Raw genomic sequence first — 19336 nt, forward strand, 5'->3', positions numbered from 1 at the left:
TTAATTGGTTTTAAAATTGGCCATCATTTGCTGCATTAATGCCATAGATTGCTGCATTTGTTCTCCCATAATTTTTGATAAATCCATTCCATAATCGTCACCAAACAGGGAGTCTTCCATGATAGCCTCCATTCCTTTCAATAAAACAGGCGCTGCTTGGTTCCAATCCAGTCCATTGGCTTGTGCCATAGCATTTGTAATGGGTTTGCTAATGCTTTCATCAACCAGATTATAGTAGAATAGGCCATAAAAGCAGGACTGTAGCAAGTTTGCAGCATCTTCAAACCTGGCATTGGCTATCATTTCTTGTATTTCTGCATAGCTGTCTCCCCAATTTTCCCTAATATTCTCCTTTTTACCGCTGTACTTATGGGGTATGAATGTCGCTACTTGATATAAATCCTCTGAAAATTTAGCACTTGAATAGCTTCGTAACTTTTCTAAACTCGTCTTGCCATTTAATAACCGGTTCTGAAAAGGGGTATTTCTGTCAAAAATACCATCTATGGCTTTTTCAATTACGGTGCGTAAGTAGCCTTGCGGTTCAGCATAAAACTCTATTCTTTTTAAAGTGATGTTCAACGTGTACCAGGCATTGTTTTCGTGGCGATTTTCCATATAATGATCAAACCGCCTCATACCTTCTTCTATGATTTTTTGATAATTGGAATATGCCTCTTCCTTTATGTCGTCCGGCAAAGGTGTTATGTCTGGTTCCTGCAAATGTGCTGCACCGAACTTTTCTATAAACTCATCGTCATAACTATCTGCATAGTAGCATATTTCCCTAAGTACACCGTAAATCTTATAAGGTTCGCATAAGTTTATGGGGCAAGAGAATGAAAAGTAAACAAGATCATTCTCCAAGGCTACATTGCTAAGGTTGAGCGGATACATACGTATTTCTGCCAGCCTGCGCATCAAGGGTACTTTTTTGGCATTTTCTATGTTTAGAAACGGACATTTTATCAACAGCTCTTCTGCTGTTTGTGTAATGGTGATAACAACGGAACCGTGAGCAATTTCGTAACAATCTCCTTTTTTTTGGTGCTGTAAATGACTTCCAACATAATCTAGCAATGTGGGTAAGACTTTATCATGTTGTTTATTATTAAACAGTGCAATGGCTTCATCCCATTTTTCATCTTGCCGGGTAGCTGCTCGCTTTGCTTGTATCGGTGGAATGTAGGTATGGTTTTGGTTCATCGTTTTTAATAATTCATTTTTATAAGCTCTCCATTTAACCGGTAATAAAATGAAAAGCTGGTTCCGCCGTTTTCAGGTTCCAGATTAACCACATATTCTGTTTTTGACTTATCACCGTTTTTCGGGAATTTTACAAAAGCCATTTCTAACATTGGTTTTTTGATGTCTTTTTCGGCTGTCAACTGTTTTTTCGATTTTTCTACCAACCCGCCTAATTGAGCAAGGTTAATTTGATCGTTTAACTGGAACATAAAATCGGCAGCTTTTGTACCTTCAGGAACTTCTATGGTAATATCTGAATTAAGGTTCCAGGAACCGTTTACCAAATTCCATTGTCCCATTTTTAAAGATTCCGGTGCTTCTGTAACCGTCAGGGAAATCGTATTCCCAATAGATTTATTGTATATAATCGTCATGTTGGTGAAATATGCATCGTTGCCAAATTTGTTTTTTATTTCTTTCTCTATGGAGGCAAACCCCTCTGCCGTGGCGGGCTGTTTACTTGATCCACCACCTCCACACGATAGTAGCATTAGCGTTGATACTGTGATTACTGCCAAAAGTTTAATTGTCCTCATTTTTAAAAAATTTTATTGGGTTGATATTATACTTTACTCTTCATTCCTTCCAAAAAGGAAAAACAATGCACCCCCTCCGAGTATTAAGAGGATCCTGATACTCCATCCCATTGTACTTCCCCAGGCATCTACCCAGGCAAGTAGCCGGATGTTGTAGTTGAAAATCGATAGAACAATAGAGATGATGCCCATTGCTGCAAGCAATACCCCGGCGTTTCCTAATTTAGATTTAATATTTTCCATATGTTTATGTAATTGATTGTTTTCAACAAAACTATATGGAGTCATGAAATGAAGAAATAGCAAACCTATTTCTGACAGATTAGAATGAATATACGTGCTATTTAAAAAAATATCCGTTTCAATATTATTTTAGTATTCGCATAATTGTTTTATATAGGATTTCAAATTTATCTGAATTCCAGGATGTTGATTCCTATGCTATAATTGGCATCTTCCTTTAATTTTATTTTCAGTATTATTGTTTGAAGTGTTGCAGGTATAACTGTAGGTTTCAGAATATAGCTTTTACAGAACCTCGTTAATAAACATTTTCACCTTATAGGTTACTTCATCAGAATTATTGGTAGTTACAATTTTGTTTTCAGTATAGGTTATTGCAGATTCTGATCCATTACTGGTGACAAAAGAATTATTTGTGTGCTGTTTTTTTAGAATCAACCAACACTATACTTTTCAAATCATAGCTGAATTGGTCTGTTTTCGTATAAGCCGATACAGTATTATCTCGAATATTTAAGGTCTTAACTTTATAACTGACCGTGATTGTTTGTTCCTGAGTGTTTGTCTCCATCAAAATTTCATCGAACGTGCTTTGTATTGTTGCCGTATTGGGTATCGTAGGACAGCGTTTAAGCATGCTTAACGCTATACTATCTTTTGAAAACCATTGGTTTAGAAAGCCTAAATGTTTGTCAGAACATTGGCAGCCCAAATCTAAATAAGAGAGCAATTTACATTTCAAATTACTTCTATTTTCATCAGGCCTTCCTCCCTCCCATTCGCATTCGTTTCCTACAAATGTAGCGACATATCCCAAAGCGGCTCTTTCGGGTTCAATGATGCTTTTTTGAAAGTCTTTATCAAGTACAATGGTGTTTATATCTACTTTTAATTCTTCATCATATAACGTTTCTTGCCATAAAACTTTTACGTTTTTATCGTCAAGTTCAGCAGTTTTTGTTGATGATATTAAAAACTCTTTAAAATCTAAATACTCAGGGTCACCAGCAGGCCTGATGCTGTCTATTTTCCAGTTTATGATAATTTCCTGTTCCTTAAAATACTTTCCTTCCCATTCATCTTCACTAATTAACACAATAGTATCATTATTCTTTTTTATTGTAAAGAGTACCTGATCATAATCATAATTGTTGAAATCTACATAGGTAACGGTATCGGTATAAACTTTTCCGGGATACAATGTTTCATCGGGTCTTAGACGGCTTTTAAAACTATCTGGAAGCGTATTTTCTTCTTGCTCTTGAGAATTCATTGTCTCTTCGTCTTTTTGGACTGCTTTAACCGTTGTGTTGATTTCTTTTTTTACGGGCTTTTCAGGTTTACCTTTACAGGAAATTAAACAAAGACCTAGCAAGAGGACGAGTAGTAAAAGTGTAGTGGTGTTATTTTTCATACTTTTTGGGAATAAATTATTGCTGCGCTATTGATTTAGTGCAGCTCTACCTCCCAATCTTCATAAAGTGCTCTGCTTTAAAATTGGGGGCGCAATACGAACGGATTTGATCTACTGCACGTTTTTCGGCATGTTTGGTATTGAGTACTTCTCCGTTTTCATCGAGTTCAATAACATTGGTAAAAGGCAATGGCTTGTTCTATACCACTGAGATCTTCACCGTCTGTTTTTATTTTAACTGGTAGTGCGTACACTTGCCATAAAACTGTTAATGCACCGCCAAATGATTCGCTCAGTTCCATGTGTTTATTTATAAGTTTTTCCATCAAATTTTAACACCGATGCTTTATTGGTAACAGTGTCTTTACTGTCACAATCGCCGTTTTCATCTTTAAATTCAATGGTTTCTGTAATTGTATGCGCTACTAAAATATCATAATAGCCATTGTTTTTTTCCTGAAACATACTGAGTGCTTTTTCTTCGTTAAGAAATTCACCAATACAGTCGCCATCATATTGACCGGAAAACTCATTTATGGTATAATTATCCAATACTTTCTTTAACGAATCCCCAGATTTTACAAATAAAGAGATCGTTTCTCTTTGATAAGGATTTGCACGTGATAATCCTATGAATGTCGTTTTAACAGCAAAGGCAGTGGTACTATCGGTAACCGGGTAAAATTCTTTATTAATTTCAATGCTTCTCAGTTCTATGGCATCGGATACCCAACCACTGGTTTGATAGCTTTCATAAAATTTTGTGTTTATCGTTTTTGTGGCATTATCAACCAAAAAGATATGGCTGTTCAACTCAAAAAATCCCTCTCCTTCGTCTTCAATTTCGGGAATTAGCAAAACGATGTTTTCAGGGTTGTCAAAAAATGTCTGGGTGGTCACTAATTCTTCTTTGATGTTTAGCCGATTGATGTCTGTTTGGTGTTCTAATACATACTCTACAAAAGAACTGTTCGAAGATTCTGTAGCTACAATATTGCCCGTTACCGTATCAATTCGAAACGTCCACAACACTTGTCTTGTATCATTTTCGTACTTAAAGGTATTTATTTTCAATATAAAATCATGGGTTATTTTTGATTCTATTTTACCATACCCTTCGGCTATTTCATCATAAGCAATCACTCTTTGATCTAAAATTTTTCCATTTAAGTCGTAGTTAATTAGTATTGTCTCCATTTCATGTTCACCTTTTAGAACGGTTACAACGAGGGCATGAAAATTTTTAAAATCCTCAATTTTATAGGATGCAACAACCTTGTAGTTATGTCCTTCTTTATAAAAATCAGGATATATGTTTTCTAGTTGTAACGCTTCCACTTCTTGTTTGCTTAAGAATTTGTCATCCTTAAAAGTGTCGAAGTTGGTGGTATCTGTCAGCGGTAAGGTTTTGGTTTTTACATTTTCGAGTATGCTCTTAAAAACAGAAGGGTCTACATTAATCACTTTTTTTATCGGTTCAGTAATTGTCGCTGCGGCTTCAACTGCTTCCTCTTCATTTACATCAGAAATTTCCAAAGCTCCATTTGTATTTGTTTTATGAGTTTTTTCTTTATCATTCCGGACACAAGAGAAAAGTGTAACGGACAGTAAAATATATAGTAGTATTCTCATTGTATTTATCTATAGGTTTTGCCGTCAAATTTTAACACGGATGTTTTATTGGTAAACGTTTCTTTGGTATCGCAATTACCTAGTTCGTCTTTAACATTGATAGATTTAGTCAATTTATTTTTTATAATAATATCAAAGTATCCGTTGGTTTTTTCTTCGGAAATACTCAATGTTTTTTCTTCACTTAGAAACTCACCATCACAGTCACCGCTCCATTCGCCTCCATACTCCATTATTTCGAAATTGTTTAGTATTTTTTTTAAGTTATTCCCTGATTTCACAAATAGTGATAGTGCTTCATTTTCATAAGGATTCACTTGTGAACTACCTATAAACCTGATTCTAATGCCAAAGGCTCTAACATCTTCCGAGTGATCGTATGGAGCGGTGTCAATAGTTATTTCTCTTAAATGTATTGCGTCAGAAATCCAACCGTTTGTTTCGTGACTTTCAAAGTATTGATGGGTAATTTCTTTGGAGGCTGTATTTACCAGTGCAATATGCGTGTTAAACTCAAGATACCCCTCTTCTTCGCTTCCTACAGCTATTTCCGGAATTACTACAACCGCTTCATTGGGGCTATTAGGTAGTATTTTAAAGGCTTGTAACGTTGGAATTAGTTTCGATTCATCTAAATTTAGTTCTTTTATAACCAATTCGTAACAGATATCTCTAATACCCAAAACTCTAAAATTTCCGTCAGATTCAATTTTAACTACGCTATAAACAGGTCCATCTTCATCATCTTCACTTACCGTATATTGATAGTCAATTGTAATTTTATTTGATTCTATTCTTGATTTTGTTCGAGCCCAGCTTTCAACTGTCTCATCATAAGCTATCATTTCAGAAGCAATGACATTGCCTTCTAAATCGTAGTTAATGAGTTTGGACTCCATTACCTCATCGCCTGATAATACCGTTACTACAACGGTATAAAAATCGTCAGATAAATTTAACCGGTAGGCAGAAACTGCCCGATGCTTGTCGTTTTCTTTATCCCAGTTTTTGTAGATTTTAGGGAGCTGAAATGCTTCTGCATTTATTGTTTTGTAATCGCTTTCATCAATAAAGATATCAAAAGAAGTACTATCAATTAAAGGCACTTTTTTCGTTTTTAGTTTTTGTAATTCTTCTTTAAACGTTGTTCCATTATTTATTTGCTCTGTTACTTCTTTAGCCACATTCTCTGCTGCCGAAATAATTTCTACAGCTCCTTTTGAGGGCGTTTTTTCTTTGGTGTTTTGTGCACAAGAACAAAAAATGAGTACTATTAATAGGTAGGTCTGTTTCATTTTAAATCTATTTTTTTTTGCAAGGCAACGGTATCTGTTTTTACAACATAACCATTCTCATAATATTCCAATAATCCATAATGTTGTGTAGTGCCTTTTTTATTTGGACGAATATTGAAAGTGGCTAATTTTTCATTGTGGTACATGCCCAAATCTTCGACTGAAAAACCGCTCAAATCTTCTTCATGGTCTATAAAATAGGCGGTGCCGTAATCTTGAAATACGGATAGCCTGGAACTTTTGGAATAGCTATAAAAAGCTAAAACCGCATAAGGGGCTTCATGGGTATTTGCGGTATATACTTTTTGATTGTTTATCAAATTCTTGTCTATCATTTCAATCACTCTACTTTTGATGATGGCATGCAAGGAATCGCGGTCTTTAATTTCATTTTTTACCAAGTATAAATTCGGATATACGTTGGATTGAATAAACTCCATTTTCACAAAGAATAGCTGGTACATGGTAACACTAATGATTGTGGCGGACAGTATTGATAATGCTCCAATAGCTCTTACTTTTTTAGCCACAATCCATTTTAAAACTTTGTAGAGCAGGAATATGCCTGTACCAAGGAGTAATAGTAAGAAAATAACGATAAGTATTTCCATTTTTCAGCCATTTACATAACATCAATTTTCTTTTCTAAAACACAACGGATTGCGCCAACGGTTGCGGCTATTGTAAGATTCATTCTTGAGTACATTTTAATTTAGTACCACTAAAAATACATCACAATATCAGTTTTAGAAATAGCGAACCTATTTATGACAGATTAGAATGAATATGTGTGCCGTTTAAAAAAATATCCGCTAAAGTAAAAATTGCTTATTCGTTATTCCAGCTTAAAAATGTACTTAAGAACAGCTCTTTTTTTCGGGAAGAAACCGGTACTTTTTTCCCGTTTTTTAAATGAATCACACCGGCTTTGTCATACTTATCTATAAATTTTAAGTTAACCATATACGATTGATGCGGACGTATAAAACTGGCTTTGGAAAGACGCTCTTCAAATTCTTTTAAGGTTTTTGAAACTACGTATTTTTTGTTGCCATTACAGTAAAAAGTAGTATAGCCCTTGTCTGATTCGCAAAAAAGTAATTCGTTTAAATCAATCACCTGAAAACTATCATGCAACGATAAAATTAACTTTGAATCTTCATTATTCCATACTTGTCTGGTAATTTGTACCTGTTCTCTTTGCTGCATTAAGGATAGCTGTGTTACTTTTTGAAGTGCTATTTGCAGTTCATCCATATCAACAGGCTTTAGCAAATAATCGATCGCACCAATTTTTAAAGCACGCAAGGCATGTTCTTCATAAGCGGTTATAAAGATCACTTTAAAATGAAGGTTTTCGGTTTGTTCTAAAAAATCAAATCCGGTACCATCGGTAAGGTTGATATCCAAAAAAACCAACTCAGGGTTACAAGCATTGGCAACAACAACCGCATCCTTTACAGATTCGCATTCGCCCAGTACCGTTACTTCAGTATCTACCAGTTGCAGCAGGTTACGCAACCCTTTTCTAATGTACTCCTTATCTTCAATTATTAATGTCTTCACTATTTTGTATTGTTATGTAAGGAATTGTCAATGTTACGATGGTTCCTTGTTCATTATATTTTTTTCTGTCTTCAACGGTAACAGCCCCCTTCTTTTTAAAATCTTTTGACAGTATTTGTAATCGTTCAGAAGTAATGGTCGTTGATAATGATTTTTTATCTCGATTTTTACCCTCGGTCAGGCAATCGATACCAACGCCGTTGTCGGTAATGATACAATTTAATTCTTCATTTGAGCAGGAAATATCAATGTTAATGACTCTATTTCCTGTTAAACCTGCAAAAGCGTGTTCTATGGCGTTTTCAACAAAGGGCTGAATGAGCATTGGAGGAATCTTAAATCGTGAGGTATCCATAGTCTCTTCTACAGCAATAGTGTAGGTATACAATTCATTTTCTAAATTTTGAAGCGCTAAATAATTTTCAACAGCTACTAATTCTTGAGAAAGCAATACGGTTCGGTCTCTTGAATTTTCTAAAATAGTTCGAAGTAATTTTGAGAATTTTGATAGATAGGAAACGGACTTCTTTTCTTCTCTATTCAATATCATGCCTTGTAATACCGACAAGGAATTAAAAATAAAATGCGGCGTCATCTGTGAGCGTAACAGTTTTTGTTCTATGACCACATTTTGTGTTTTCGATTTTTCGTTTCTTAGTTTTAAAAAGAAAATAATGGCTCCCAACATGAGCGTTGTAACTAAAAAACCAATAACACCAAGCAGTAAATTACGCTGCGACCTTTTTAAATTTTGGGAGGTGTCCAGTACTGTTTTCGTAAGTTTTAATTCCCGAATACTAGCAGAATCCAAGGCTTGTTTATATTTGTATTCGTATTCTAACTGCGTGATCTTTTCAATATTTTCTTTATTGAAAATACTATCATTCAGCATTTTATATTGTTGAAAGTTTGTAAATGCCTTTTTGTAATCACCTGTGCTTTTATAAATTTCAGAGAGGATTTTTGTGGCCTTTTTTCGATTTTCCAACAGTTCTAGTTCTTCTGCAATTTTTTGGCCTTTTTGGGTGTGTAAAAGTGCTTTTTGATACTTTTTTTCGTGTAAATAAGTTTCTGCAATTCCTAGGAGACTAGCTGATAATATCCGTCTATTATTTGTTTCTTCACTAATTTCTTTTGCATTTATATAATTTTTCCGCGCCGCTGATGTTTTGTTTTGTAATAAGTAAATGTTTCCAATATTAATATAAGATAAAGAAGAAAGTTTTAAGTCATTAACCTCTTGGCTGGCTTTAAGCGACATACCAAAATATTCAAGAGCCTTTGTAAACTCCTTTTTTTTCAAGTATATATTACCAATATTACTATTGTTTGCAGCTATAAGTTTTTTATTTCCGATTTTTGATAAAAAGACAAATGATTTTTTATGGTACTCCAATGCCTTGTCGTATTTTTTTATGGCAGTATAAGTGTCGCCTAAATTGTCCAGGACTTTTGCCATACCCAGTGTGTCGCCCATTTTTTCATCATAGGCTAAACTTTTATTGTAATTTTCAATAGCCAGAGGATAATTACCTTGCACCCTATACACAACTCCTAAATTGATATGAACAAAAGAAATACCATCTTCATCGTTCAGTATTTCACTTAAAATTAATGCTTCTTTATAGTTGGTAATGGCTTCATTGTATCTCCCGATTTCAGAATATATATTTCCGGTATTTATCAAACAGGTTGCAATTTCCCTTTTGTTTCCTGATTCTTTATAAATTTCTAAAGCCTTTTTATAATTTTCCAATGCTTCATCATATTGCGATAAATCACAATTTGTGATGCCGAAAGCGATGTAAACATCTGCTATTCCTTTTTTATTTTGAATCGACTCATAATATCTTAGCGACTCTTTAAAAAAATTTAAACTTTCGTTATAATTTGATTTTATGTTTTCCAGTATTCCTTTCAGATAAAATACCCGTGCTTTTCCTTTTTCGTAATTTAAAGCATTGCTTAAGTCCTCGGCTTCTTTAAGATATAAGTTGGTTAACTTCATATCTCCCTGAAAATGAGCATATGCCAAATCATACAATATATTTGCCCTTGTAGTATCATTTGCCTTATGATTTTCTAATTGAATTTTAAGGCTGTCTCTTTTTTGGACTTGAGCTTGTAGATTTATTACAAAAAATAAAGAAACAAATAAAGGAAGAATATAATTGTTAATTGAAGTCATACAATTTATGTAGATTTTTGGTACTGCTAATCTACAGTTTTTTGCATTAGGTTAGAACCATTTCTATCAATTATAGAGTTTAGGGGAATTAGAAAAGTAAACTACCTCGGGGCAAGCCCACGAGAGGGCCTAGCGTAAAGAAAAGGTCTGGCAGACCTTTTTAGCAATGGAGCCAGCTGGTGCATGGCAAAACATTTCAACGCAAGCCCTGTAAAATTCCGTTCAGGAGGATTTCACTAGGGCAAGTCCTATGAAATTCCGTCAAGACTATTTCACAAGGACAAGCGTCGGAGCATTTAAATCTCGATGATCGAGTAAACATCATTGGTATAAAACAGACCAACAAATGTATGCAACTCCCGGCCATAGCTTACAACCTTAAAAGTACCTGAAGGATATAGAGAAACACCTAAAAAGTGGAGTATCAAGCCTGCAAAGTATTTGTTTTTGTTTAAAAGTAACTATACAACACCATTTATACCTTTCAATTTTAGCTTACAACCAAAATTACAATACAAAATAAGAGTCCTTAATAGGGCTTATTCAGGTCTTGCTTTCATATCATCAGTGCTAACCCTTATCAGCCACCGCCATTTTTCTTTAAAAAATTCGGATTGAGCTAATATAAATCCAGGCAATGAATAAAAATTGCAATGGAATTCTAAACCATAGATAGGAAAGACCATTCCCGTCAAATGTTCCCTTTTGATAATCTATATTATGAATCGAAGCATAAATATTCGCTGGTAACATCAACAATAGGAAAATAATTAAAGTCCATCCACTCATCACTTTTAATTTTGGGATAAACAACCCGATTGCTAAAAGAACTTCAAAAAGCCCTGTGAGATAAACAAGGCTTGTTTTGAAAGGAACAAATTGTGGTATCATCATTGACATTCCTTTGGTAAAAGCAAAATGTCCAATTGCCGTAAAACATAACATTATTGACATTGCTATTCTTGCTGATAAAGCAAAATTATACTCCTTAACCACAATTTTTGCCGCAAAAATTGCGATCACAAAACTTGATAAAAGTACTATTAATGGTTTCATGCTGTCTTCTTCTTAATTCATTTACAAAGTTCATAAATGACTTTGGAGCTGACAATGAACCTAAGTTAAGTAATTCGTTTGCGTATCCTGCTTAAGGCTTGAGGTGTAACACCAATATATGACGCAATGTATTTTAATGGAACTTGCTTCAATAATTTTGGACGTTCCAAGAACAAGTCCGCATAACGTTCTTCTGCTGTTTTATTTAGTAAGGAAATTTCTCTTTTCGACTTTATTAAAAACATATTTTCTGCCATTCTTCTCCCTATTAAATTTCCGCTTTCGGTTTTTTTATAAACCTCCTGAAGGTCTTCGAACGATATTCGCCACAAAGTTGTATTTGTCAACGTTTCAATTTAATAATGAGTGGGGGTTTGAGTAATAAAGGAATCATAAGCAGTTACAAATTCATTTTCAAATAAAAATCCAAAGGTTAATTCATTTTCTCCTTGTGGAATATAAAGTCTCACCATTCCTTCCGATATAAAAGACAGGTAATTCTCTATCATTCCAATTTTTATTAGGGTTGAATTCTTATTTAATTTTTCCTTATGCATTTTTGAAGAAAAAAAGTCCCAATCAGAATTGTTCATTAGATAAATATTGTTAATGAACTTTTTAATTTCTTCCATTCTACGATTTTTTTAGCTTGTGCCTAATGAAAAATACAAAAAGTGTTTTGATGTCATTTTATATAGTGTTATGTACTTTTGTTTCCTTTAATTCACGGTAATGTTAGTCCGAGTTCATTTATTTCTTTGTCAATTTTTATCCATTCAACTCGTTTGTCAATATCCTTTTCTACCGGACTAACAATCATAAACAAGTTAGTCAGATAGATAACTTCGACAGTTCGTTTATTATATCCCAAAGCTCCAACATCTTGCATTTGAAACTCTACTTTCTTAAAGTCCAAATGTCCGTTTTGATAGAGCACTTTTTGTGTTTTCCAACTTCCCGAAGAAAATATTATTTTCATTGGTCCAATTATCAATATTCCAATTAATGTTAGAAACGGAACAACTGAACTAATGATTTTCCATTTGGTTTTTTTGAAACTAAATAAATTCCATATCAAGGTCAGAGGTGTCAAAATCATAATTCCGAAATATGTAAACGATTTTATGACTTGACTTTTAATCTCAAAAGATGTCAGTCCGTCAAGTAAAAAAAGTCCAATTATCAAAATTAAAATTCCGTTTAAAAACCTTGATATGTATTCTTTATTCATCATTTATTAAATGTACCACAACAGTCTCGTATATGAAAAGCAGAGATTCTCACTCTAGCTTTTCAGTTTTACATTAACCATAAAGTTATGAAATTCATTTTCGTTTAGACACTTAGACCTCTGTTTTTTACATACCATGTGCCTGTTACACAAGTTAGCGAAAACCGACACGGGATTGTTAATATCTTTTCATCAGATACTTACATTGGTAGTATACAAGTCAAAAACAATATCAGGAGAAACCATTCAATCAATTTCAGTTAAGCGAGCGCGTACCGAAAGGCAATTTTTACCGTCGTTTAAAAGAGGTAACAAACTTAGCGTGTCTATACCACTCACACATAATAGAGTACTCAGCCATAAAACGTACTACCATAAAAGTGGAGTATCAAGCCTGCAAAGTGTTTGTTTTTGTTTAAAAGTAACTATACAACAAATTTCACGACAACTCATTTATATTGTTTATAATTTAAACAGAAACATAACTAATATGAACTATAGTTAGAAGAATGATAGGAGAACGGGATTGATCAAAAGCCTATCACCATAAGATTGATTCACATTCTATTTCTTCGTTGCTTTCTTCTTCTTATCTTTTAATTCCTCAATGTACTTATCTACATTAATTTCTAATTCAAATAAATTCACTTTTTTCAAGTTCAGGGCCTTGGCCATCAAAATCAATTTATCTAATGTAGGATTAGCTTCACCTCTCTCAACTGTTCCGATTAAATATTTAGTTAAACCTACATTACTATCAGCGAGTTCCTGTTGAGATATATGTTCCTTAACATAATCTTGACTTGGAACCTTTTCTCTTAATTTTAATAAATATTTACCTAGTCTCTCCTTTTCAGTCACCTTCTATTTCTATTTAGTCACGTTAAATTTCCCACATATCTGTAAAAATTATGGTATGTTTTATCATACCGTAACAATTATTTTATTATATTTGTTGGGATTATATATTTTTGCGATTCTTCTGAAAGAAAAATATTAGAAGCAATTGCTTAGAGTCTCGAACTGAAAACTGGTAATTTTTATGGAAACGAGATGATAAGTAACTTTGCTCACGACCCGCGGCGTGGGCTCTGTTATCGTTTCCAAGGTATACCAGTACCTCAGTTCGGTAATTTGAGTTCCACGCCTATTTGTTTTTGGACACCAGGCTTTACTCATCTTTTTCTTGGCATAGTTTTCTTGATTTTCATGGGAGTTTTGCAACTATCGGGCAAACTGCCACGCTTTGTACCAAAGCTCGCAGAGACGTTATATTAAAATAAGGAATTTAAATTATGAGTTATGAATTTTTATATTAAAGGCCTTTTCCTTTTTTCCATTGGCCAAAAAAAGAAAGTGCGAAACTTGTTTCAGACATAAAAACATTTGGGTTAGTGATTGCAAGGGTGGCAATATGGTTTGTTGGTAAAACCTCACAACAGGATTGCATATCCGGCTAACGTTTATTTTAATTATTAGAAATAGTATGAAACACCAACCAAAACTCACTATGACCAGAGTATACGAAATACAGCTTACTGTTTTTTATATACTATTTAAAAAGAAACCGAAGAACCCGGTTTAAGGTTCTATTTTGTTACAGGAGTGACGTTAGACTTTTAGGAAGGAGCTGTTTCCCATGATAAGATTCCTTTATTTCTTATCAGGTTGAGCATTGCTAAAATGGAAATATATTTTCATTGAAAGTGCAATGCGGAGCAAGTCCACCCCACCGGTACTTAAAAATTGTATAGCAGTTCTTTTTGGAAATGGTATATCTCCTGCAACAACTTACTACGCATTGTACACAGTATCCGGCTGTGAAGAATAATTGAAGCTTATAGATTTTGGTATAGCCTTTCTTTTTTATTCATGTTTTTGTTGAATGCTTTTTAAAGGAATTCATGATATGCTTCGCAATTCATTGATGAAAAAAGAATAGATGATAAAATATTTGAGTTAGTTGATTGGGTAGTTATGTGACCTGTAGCCGGCTATAGTGATATACCGTACTACAGGTCTTTACCCTAAAAAGGGAACATCATACTGGCAGAGCATTTTTGGCCAGTACAGGTAGATTGCCATACTTCGACTATCGCTCAATACAGGCCAGGCTTTTACAAAGCCTTCACAAGGACGTTGACTTTTATTGTTATGGGAAATTAAACTGCCATGAGCTGTGGCACGCGAGAATCCCATTTTCGATAAATCCGTTAAAATCAAACGTTGTTTAAGCCTGTTCCAAAAAACAGGTGAGTTCGTTTGATTTAGAATTTATGAATCTAGTGAATCGTCGAACAACCAGGGCAGGCGTTTTTTCGTTCTTTTCTGGGCTATACAATTGCGAAGCACATCATGAGATCCGATAAAAAACACCGAATAAAAAAAGAATAATTAATAAGCCGAATTGATATTCGGTTAAAAAGGCCCTCTGAATATTGTGGAAGGTATCGCAGAAGGCCATAGATCAATTAAAACCAAGTTTAATTAAACCTTTCAAAATTATGAAAAATAATGTTTTGAACAAGGGGCGGATACTGCTATTACTGGCATTATTCATAACCCTCATGTTACTAACCTATTCCGCTTTTGGACAAAATACAAATAACCAGCAACATCAGATTCGGGGTGTAGTAACAGACTCTGAAGGAATTCCGGTTCCGGGAGTTCATGTTCTCATTTCTGGTACGCAAACCGGTACATTTACCGATAGTAATGGTACTTATAGCATTAGCCCCCACCCCACCGATGTTTTAATCTTTTCTTATGTGGGATTTGATACGGTAGAAAAATCCATAGGAGGTCAAACAGAAATCAATGTCACCCTAAAGGAATCTGTCACTGATTTGGGAGCGGTAACCGTTAATGCCGGATACTATACGGTATCAGAAAAAGAACGGACAGGGAGTATTAGCCGTATTACAGCTTCTGATATAGAGACACAACCAGTAATAAACCCTCTACAGGCACTACAGGGAAGGATGCCGGGGGTAATTGTTAGTCAGATAAGTAGTATTCCCGGAAGTACTTCGAGCATCCAAATCAGGGGGCAAAACAGTCTAAGGCCGGAAGGTAACTATCCTTTATACATCGTAGATGGGGTTCCGGTAAGTTCCGTGCCTGTTTCTGGAAGCGGATTCATGGCTCTTGGGGTTGACCCCCTGAACAGCATTAACCTCTCTAATATTGAAAGTATAGAGGTGCTGAAAGATGCTGATGCTACCTCTATTTACGGTTCCAGAGGAGCCAACGGGGTGGTACTGATTACTACTAAAAAGGGACGTGAAGGCAAAACCGCCCTAGATATTGGATTGTATACCGGTATGGGCAAAATTTCCAATACCATAAATACCTTAGATACCAACCAGTATTTGGAAATGCGAAAAGAAGCCTTTGCCAATGACGAGGCTACCCCAACCCAGTTCAATGCCCCTGACCTTCTGGTTTGGGATCAAAACCGTAATACTGATTGGCAAGAAAAGCTTTTGGGAAACACTTCCTATATAACGGATGTACAGGCCTCGGTTTCCGGAGGAGACACTCAAACATCCTTCCTTCTGGGTGGCGGCTTTCATAAAGAAGGTACGGTTTTTCCCGGTGATTTTAATTACCGGAAGGCAACAGGTTTTATAAACCTAAATCATTCTTCTTCCAACCACAGATTCAGGGTTAACTTTTCAGCAAATTACGGAGTTGATAGGAATCATTTATTTTACGACGGGCAGTTCGTTCAAAGAGCCGTACTGTTGGCTCCTAATGCGCCGGCATTGTATGACCTGAACGGGCAGCTTAACTGGGAGGGTTCTACCTGGACAAACCCCTTAAGTTATCTGGAAAAAACACAAGAAACAAAAACCAATAATCTCATTGCTAATGCTTCCCTTGCCTATGAGATTATCCCAAACCTTAACCTTAAAACCAGTTTCGGGTATACCAATCTGCACAGTGAAGAAATTTCCAAGGAGCCTTTGAGTTCTCGGAACCCAGCCTTATGGCAATACCTTTCCAATTCCTCCAGACATATTACCGGAAAACGGGAATCAATTATCCTGGAGCCTCAGCTGACCTATTCCTTACAAATGGGAAAAGGCAGCCTGAAAACCCTTCTAGGGATGAGCTATCAAAAGGCAACTAACCACCAGTTATACGCTATCGGTGTAGGGTATGCAGATGAAAGTTTAATTGGGAACCTGGCAACTGCCGATCGTGTAAACATCAGCTTGCAGGACGATATTGAATATAAATACCATGCCGCTTTCGGGCGCATCGGGTTTGATTGGGCAAAAAAATACTTTTTGAACCTTACCGGGAGAAGGGATGGTTCTTCCCGTTTTGCAACTCAACATCGTTTTGCCAGTTTCGGAGCGGTAGGGGCTGCCTGGATCTTTTCCGAAGAGCCTTTTGTACGGAAAACACTTCCTTTTCTTAGTTTCGGTAAGATCAGGGGCAGTTATGGAACTACAGGGAACGACCAGATAGCCGATTACGGCTACCTGGATATTTATGCCCCTACCCAGGGAAGCGGAGGCCTTTACCCTACCCAAATAGCCAATCCGGAATATTCATGGGAAGTGAACAAAAAATTGGAAATTGCCACCTCCCTAGGAGCTTTTGAGGATCGGGTAATGGTTTCAGGAGCCTGGTACCGCAACCGTTCTTCCAATCAGCTGGTGGGCTATTTCCTGCCGGCGATCACCGGTTTCACTTCCATTCAGGCCAACCTGCCAGCTAAGGTGGAGAACATAGGATGGGAAATTGAATTGTCCACCCGGAATATCCGCAGCAGTACACTACAATGGGATACCTCAGTTAACATCACTTTTCCGAAAAACGAATTGGTATCATTTCCGGGGCTGGAACAATCCTCCTATGCCAATATCTATCGGGAAGGGGCTTCCCTAAATAGTTCCTTGTTATACCAGTCTTTGGGAGTGAATCCTGAGACCGGATTTTATGAGATTTTAGATGCCAACAGTGATGGGAGCTATAATTCGGAGGATAAAATAATAGTAAAAGATTTTGGGCGTAAATATTACGGGGGCATAAATAACAATCTAACCCTTGGAGGCTTTACATTCAATTTCTTTATAGAATTTGTAAAGCAATTGGGAAGAAACCACCTAACTACTTTTCAGACCCCACCCGGTATGATGGGTTTTGTGGGGGGCAACCAACCCGTAGAGGTACGGGACCGGTGGCAACTACCCGGTGACTTTAGCAATACCCAAAAATTTTCGCAAGCCTTCGGTTATACACCCTATAACAGAACAGCAAGTAGTGATCTGTCCGTTACGGATGCTTCCTATGTACGGCTAAAGACCCTTACTCTTTCCTATCAGCTGCCCCCCCGATTTATGTATAAAACAGGCATTGAATCGTGCCGTGTCTACCTGCATGCACAGAACCTTTTTACCATTACCAATTATAGTGGGTTTGATCCTGCCAACAACCGCGGGAGCCTGTTGGCATTACCGCCTCTTAGAATCATAACTATTGGTACCCAGCTAAAATTTTAAAAACAACATATATGAAATCATTATATAAATTCCGTTTCTATTTGACATGCTTAATAGTGAGTTTGTACATATTGTCTTGTAAAGACTTTGTTGAGATTGACCCACCCAATTCCCGGGTGATAGGAAGCACAGTATTTGAAAATGACCGTCTGGCCACCTCGGCCATTGAAGGGGTATACCACAGAATGTTTGATTCTGGCAATTTTGCAGGTGGGGGACAATGGTCTGTCACCACTGTGGCCGGGCTCTCGGCAGATGAATTTGAGGTGAACCCTTTTAGTAGTTCCTTGCAAGAATTTTACAGATGTGATATCGATCCGTCAAACCCAGCCAATCTGGCTTTATGGTCAAGTGCTTATAGCACCATATATATGGTCAATGCCGTCATGGAAGGGCTCAAAAGTTCTTCCGTTATCACCCCGGAGACCAAAAAGCAACTGGAAGGGGAAGCAAGGTTTGTAAGGGCTTTTTCCTATTTCTATCTTGTGAATCTTTTTGGGGATGTTCCCCTGATTATCACTACGGATTACAGGGTTAATGCAAAAGCATTGCAGGTATCACCGGATGACATTTACCAAGCTATCATAAACGATTTGGAACATTCCAGGCAATTGCTTGATGACACTTACCGAAACTCGGAAAGAACCCATCCGAATCGCCTGGTTGCATCAGCCCTTTTGGCAAGGGTGTATTTGTATCGACAAGAGTGGAGCCGGGCAGCGGATTTAGCTACTGAATTGATTGGTTCCACCGATACCTACAGTCTGGCAGAGGACATCAACGATGTTTTCCTGGCCAATAGTTCGGAAGCCATCTGGCAAATAGCCCCTACTAATGTTGGAAACACCAATGAGGGTAATATGTTTATCCTGACAAGTTCACCGGTAAGCAGCCCATGGAATCCGGTGTATTTGAAAGAAGAACTTGTTTCCGGTTTTGATAATCATGACAAACGGTTATTACATTGGATAGGAACTTTTGAAAGTAATGGTACTACCTTTTATTATCCTTTTAAGTACAAGATACGACTTTCTTCAGGGCAACCAACGGAGTATGCTACAGTCCTAAGGTTTGCCGAACAGTACCTGATCCGTTCTGAGGCACGTGCCCGAATGGGAGATATACCGGGTGCACTTGCCGACCTTAACCTTATCCGTAACCGTTCCGGATTGGAAAACTATACAGGAAATAGTGAGCAGGAACTGTTGGCTGCCATATTGAAAGAAAGGAGGAAAGAATTCTTTTCCGAGTGGGGGCACCGTTGGTTAGATTTTAAAAGGCTTAGCCTTGCAAACGATCTTCTCAGCCCGGACAAAGAAGGTTGGCGAACTACCGATGTATTGTACCCTATTCCTCAACGGGAGCTTGATAAAGCACCTACCCTTAATCAAAACTCAGGATATTAAGTATA

Annotated in this window: 16 protein-coding genes and 1 pseudogene; 2 read left to right on the forward strand and 15 right to left on the reverse strand. The window is 36.4% G+C overall.

Translation table 11 applies throughout. From position 1 onward, the window contains the following. The 15 genes and pseudogenes from MQE36_RS16160 to MQE36_RS16225 form a co-directional block, all read right to left on the reverse strand. On the reverse strand, nt 1-1206 hold the full coding sequence (locus tag MQE36_RS16160) for a YbjN domain-containing protein (RefSeq protein WP_242937007.1): 1206 nt from the start codon (nt 1204-1206) through the stop codon (nt 1-3). Between the two features lie 5 nt (nt 1207-1211). Further along, nucleotides 1212-1784 carry a hypothetical protein gene (locus MQE36_RS16165; protein WP_242937008.1) on the reverse strand — a complete coding sequence of 191 codons (573 nt, stop codon included), beginning with the start codon at nt 1782-1784 and terminating at the stop codon, nt 1212-1214. A gap of 33 nt (nt 1785-1817) precedes the next feature. After that, nucleotides 1818-2027: a hypothetical protein gene (locus MQE36_RS16170; protein ID WP_242937009.1), complete on the reverse strand. Its 210-nt coding sequence runs from the start codon at nt 2025-2027 to the stop codon at nt 1818-1820. 409 nt (nt 2028-2436) lie between these two features. After that, nucleotides 2437-3441, reverse strand: a complete 1005-nt coding sequence (locus MQE36_RS16175; protein ID WP_242937010.1) for a hypothetical protein — start codon at nt 3439-3441, stop codon at nt 2437-2439. A gap of 46 nt (nt 3442-3487) precedes the next feature. Further along, a complete protein-coding gene (locus tag MQE36_RS17115) occupies nt 3488-3631 on the reverse strand; it encodes a DUF7677 family protein (RefSeq protein ID WP_423242466.1) in 144 nt (47 codons plus the stop codon). Continuing rightward, nucleotides 3609-3767, reverse strand: a complete 159-nt coding sequence (locus tag MQE36_RS16180; RefSeq protein ID WP_242937011.1) for a hypothetical protein — start codon at nt 3765-3767, stop codon at nt 3609-3611. The genes MQE36_RS17115 and MQE36_RS16180 overlap by 23 nt, the downstream gene beginning before the upstream one ends. Next, entirely contained in the window at nt 3748-5073 is a 1326-nt protein-coding gene (locus MQE36_RS16185) for a PA3715 family protein (RefSeq protein ID WP_242937012.1), read from the reverse strand. Before MQE36_RS16185 ends, MQE36_RS16180 begins: the two co-directional genes overlap by 20 nt. A 5-nt stretch (nt 5074-5078) precedes the next feature. Next, on the reverse strand, nt 5079-6368 hold the full coding sequence (locus MQE36_RS16190; RefSeq protein ID WP_242937013.1) for a PA3715 family protein: 1290 nt from the start codon (nt 6366-6368) through the stop codon (nt 5079-5081). Then, nucleotides 6365-6979 carry a hypothetical protein gene (locus MQE36_RS16195; protein ID WP_242937014.1) on the reverse strand — a complete coding sequence of 205 codons (615 nt, stop codon included), beginning with the start codon at nt 6977-6979 and terminating at the stop codon, nt 6365-6367. Before MQE36_RS16195 ends, MQE36_RS16190 begins: the two co-directional genes overlap by 4 nt. A 217-nt stretch (nt 6980-7196) precedes the next feature. Next, nucleotides 7197-7934 carry a LytR/AlgR family response regulator transcription factor gene (locus tag MQE36_RS16200; RefSeq protein WP_242937015.1) on the reverse strand — a complete coding sequence of 246 codons (738 nt, stop codon included), beginning with the start codon at nt 7932-7934 and terminating at the stop codon, nt 7197-7199. After that, nucleotides 7915-10122, reverse strand: a complete 2208-nt coding sequence (locus tag MQE36_RS16205; RefSeq protein WP_242937016.1) for a tetratricopeptide repeat-containing sensor histidine kinase — start codon at nt 10120-10122, stop codon at nt 7915-7917. The genes MQE36_RS16200 and MQE36_RS16205 overlap by 20 nt, the downstream gene beginning before the upstream one ends. 600 nt (nt 10123-10722) lie before the next feature. Then, nucleotides 10723-11178: a DoxX family protein gene (locus MQE36_RS16210; protein WP_242937017.1), complete on the reverse strand. Its 456-nt coding sequence runs from the start codon at nt 11176-11178 to the stop codon at nt 10723-10725. Between the two features lie 65 nt (nt 11179-11243). Next, nucleotides 11244-11810: pseudogene (locus MQE36_RS16215) on the reverse strand (Crp/Fnr family transcriptional regulator). Nucleotides 11811-11902: 92 nt separating this feature from the next. Continuing rightward, nucleotides 11903-12157 carry a hypothetical protein gene (locus MQE36_RS16220; RefSeq protein WP_242937018.1) on the reverse strand — a complete coding sequence of 85 codons (255 nt, stop codon included), beginning with the start codon at nt 12155-12157 and terminating at the stop codon, nt 11903-11905. A gap of 816 nt (nt 12158-12973) precedes the next feature. Then, nucleotides 12974-13270: a helix-turn-helix transcriptional regulator gene (locus MQE36_RS16225; RefSeq protein WP_242937019.1), complete on the reverse strand. Its 297-nt coding sequence runs from the start codon at nt 13268-13270 to the stop codon at nt 12974-12976. Nucleotides 13271-14913: 1643 nt separating this feature from the next. Between MQE36_RS16225 and MQE36_RS16230 the strand changes: the two genes are divergently transcribed. After that, nucleotides 14914-17925 carry a SusC/RagA family TonB-linked outer membrane protein gene (locus MQE36_RS16230; RefSeq protein ID WP_242937020.1) on the forward strand — a complete coding sequence of 1004 codons (3012 nt, stop codon included), beginning with the start codon at nt 14914-14916 and terminating at the stop codon, nt 17923-17925. A gap of 11 nt (nt 17926-17936) precedes the next feature. Next, entirely contained in the window at nt 17937-19331 is a 1395-nt protein-coding gene (locus MQE36_RS16235) for a RagB/SusD family nutrient uptake outer membrane protein (protein WP_242937021.1), read from the forward strand. The last annotated feature ends 5 nt before the right edge of the window (nt 19332-19336 follow it).

Source organism: Zhouia spongiae, from assembly GCF_022760175.1.
GTDB classification, from domain to species: domain Bacteria; phylum Bacteroidota; class Bacteroidia; order Flavobacteriales; family Flavobacteriaceae; genus Zhouia; species Zhouia spongiae.

Excerpts from the sequence above, each read along its gene's own strand:
- MQE36_RS16195 (WP_242937014.1), bottom strand. The coding sequence starts at position 6,979 with ATGGAAATACTTATCGTTATTTTCTTACTATTACTCCTTGGTACAGGC.
- MQE36_RS16220 (WP_242937018.1), bottom strand. The coding sequence starts at position 12,157 with ATGAAAATAATATTTTCTTCGGGAAGTTGGAAAACACAAAAAGTGCTC.
- MQE36_RS16210 (WP_242937017.1), bottom strand. The coding sequence starts at position 11,178 with ATGAAACCATTAATAGTACTTTTATCAAGTTTTGTGATCGCAATTTTT.
- MQE36_RS16190 (WP_242937013.1), bottom strand. The coding sequence starts at position 6,368 with ATGAAACAGACCTACCTATTAATAGTACTCATTTTTTGTTCTTGTGCA.
- MQE36_RS16175 (WP_242937010.1), bottom strand. The coding sequence starts at position 3,441 with ATGAAAAATAACACCACTACACTTTTACTACTCGTCCTCTTGCTAGGT.
- MQE36_RS16185 (WP_242937012.1), bottom strand. The coding sequence starts at position 5,073 with ATGAGAATACTACTATATATTTTACTGTCCGTTACACTTTTCTCTTGT.
- MQE36_RS16235 (WP_242937021.1), top strand. The coding sequence starts at position 17,937 with ATGAAATCATTATATAAATTCCGTTTCTATTTGACATGCTTAATAGTG.
- MQE36_RS16165 (WP_242937008.1), bottom strand. The coding sequence starts at position 1,784 with ATGAGGACAATTAAACTTTTGGCAGTAATCACAGTATCAACGCTAATG.
- MQE36_RS16180 (WP_242937011.1), bottom strand. The coding sequence starts at position 3,767 with ATGGAAAAACTTATAAATAAACACATGGAACTGAGCGAATCATTTGGC.
- MQE36_RS16170 (WP_242937009.1), bottom strand. The coding sequence starts at position 2,027 with ATGGAAAATATTAAATCTAAATTAGGAAACGCCGGGGTATTGCTTGCA.
- MQE36_RS16205 (WP_242937016.1), bottom strand. The coding sequence starts at position 10,122 with ATGACTTCAATTAACAATTATATTCTTCCTTTATTTGTTTCTTTATTT.
- MQE36_RS16230 (WP_242937020.1), top strand. The coding sequence starts at position 14,914 with ATGAAAAATAATGTTTTGAACAAGGGGCGGATACTGCTATTACTGGCA.
- MQE36_RS16160 (WP_242937007.1), bottom strand. The coding sequence starts at position 1,206 with ATGAACCAAAACCATACCTACATTCCACCGATACAAGCAAAGCGAGCA.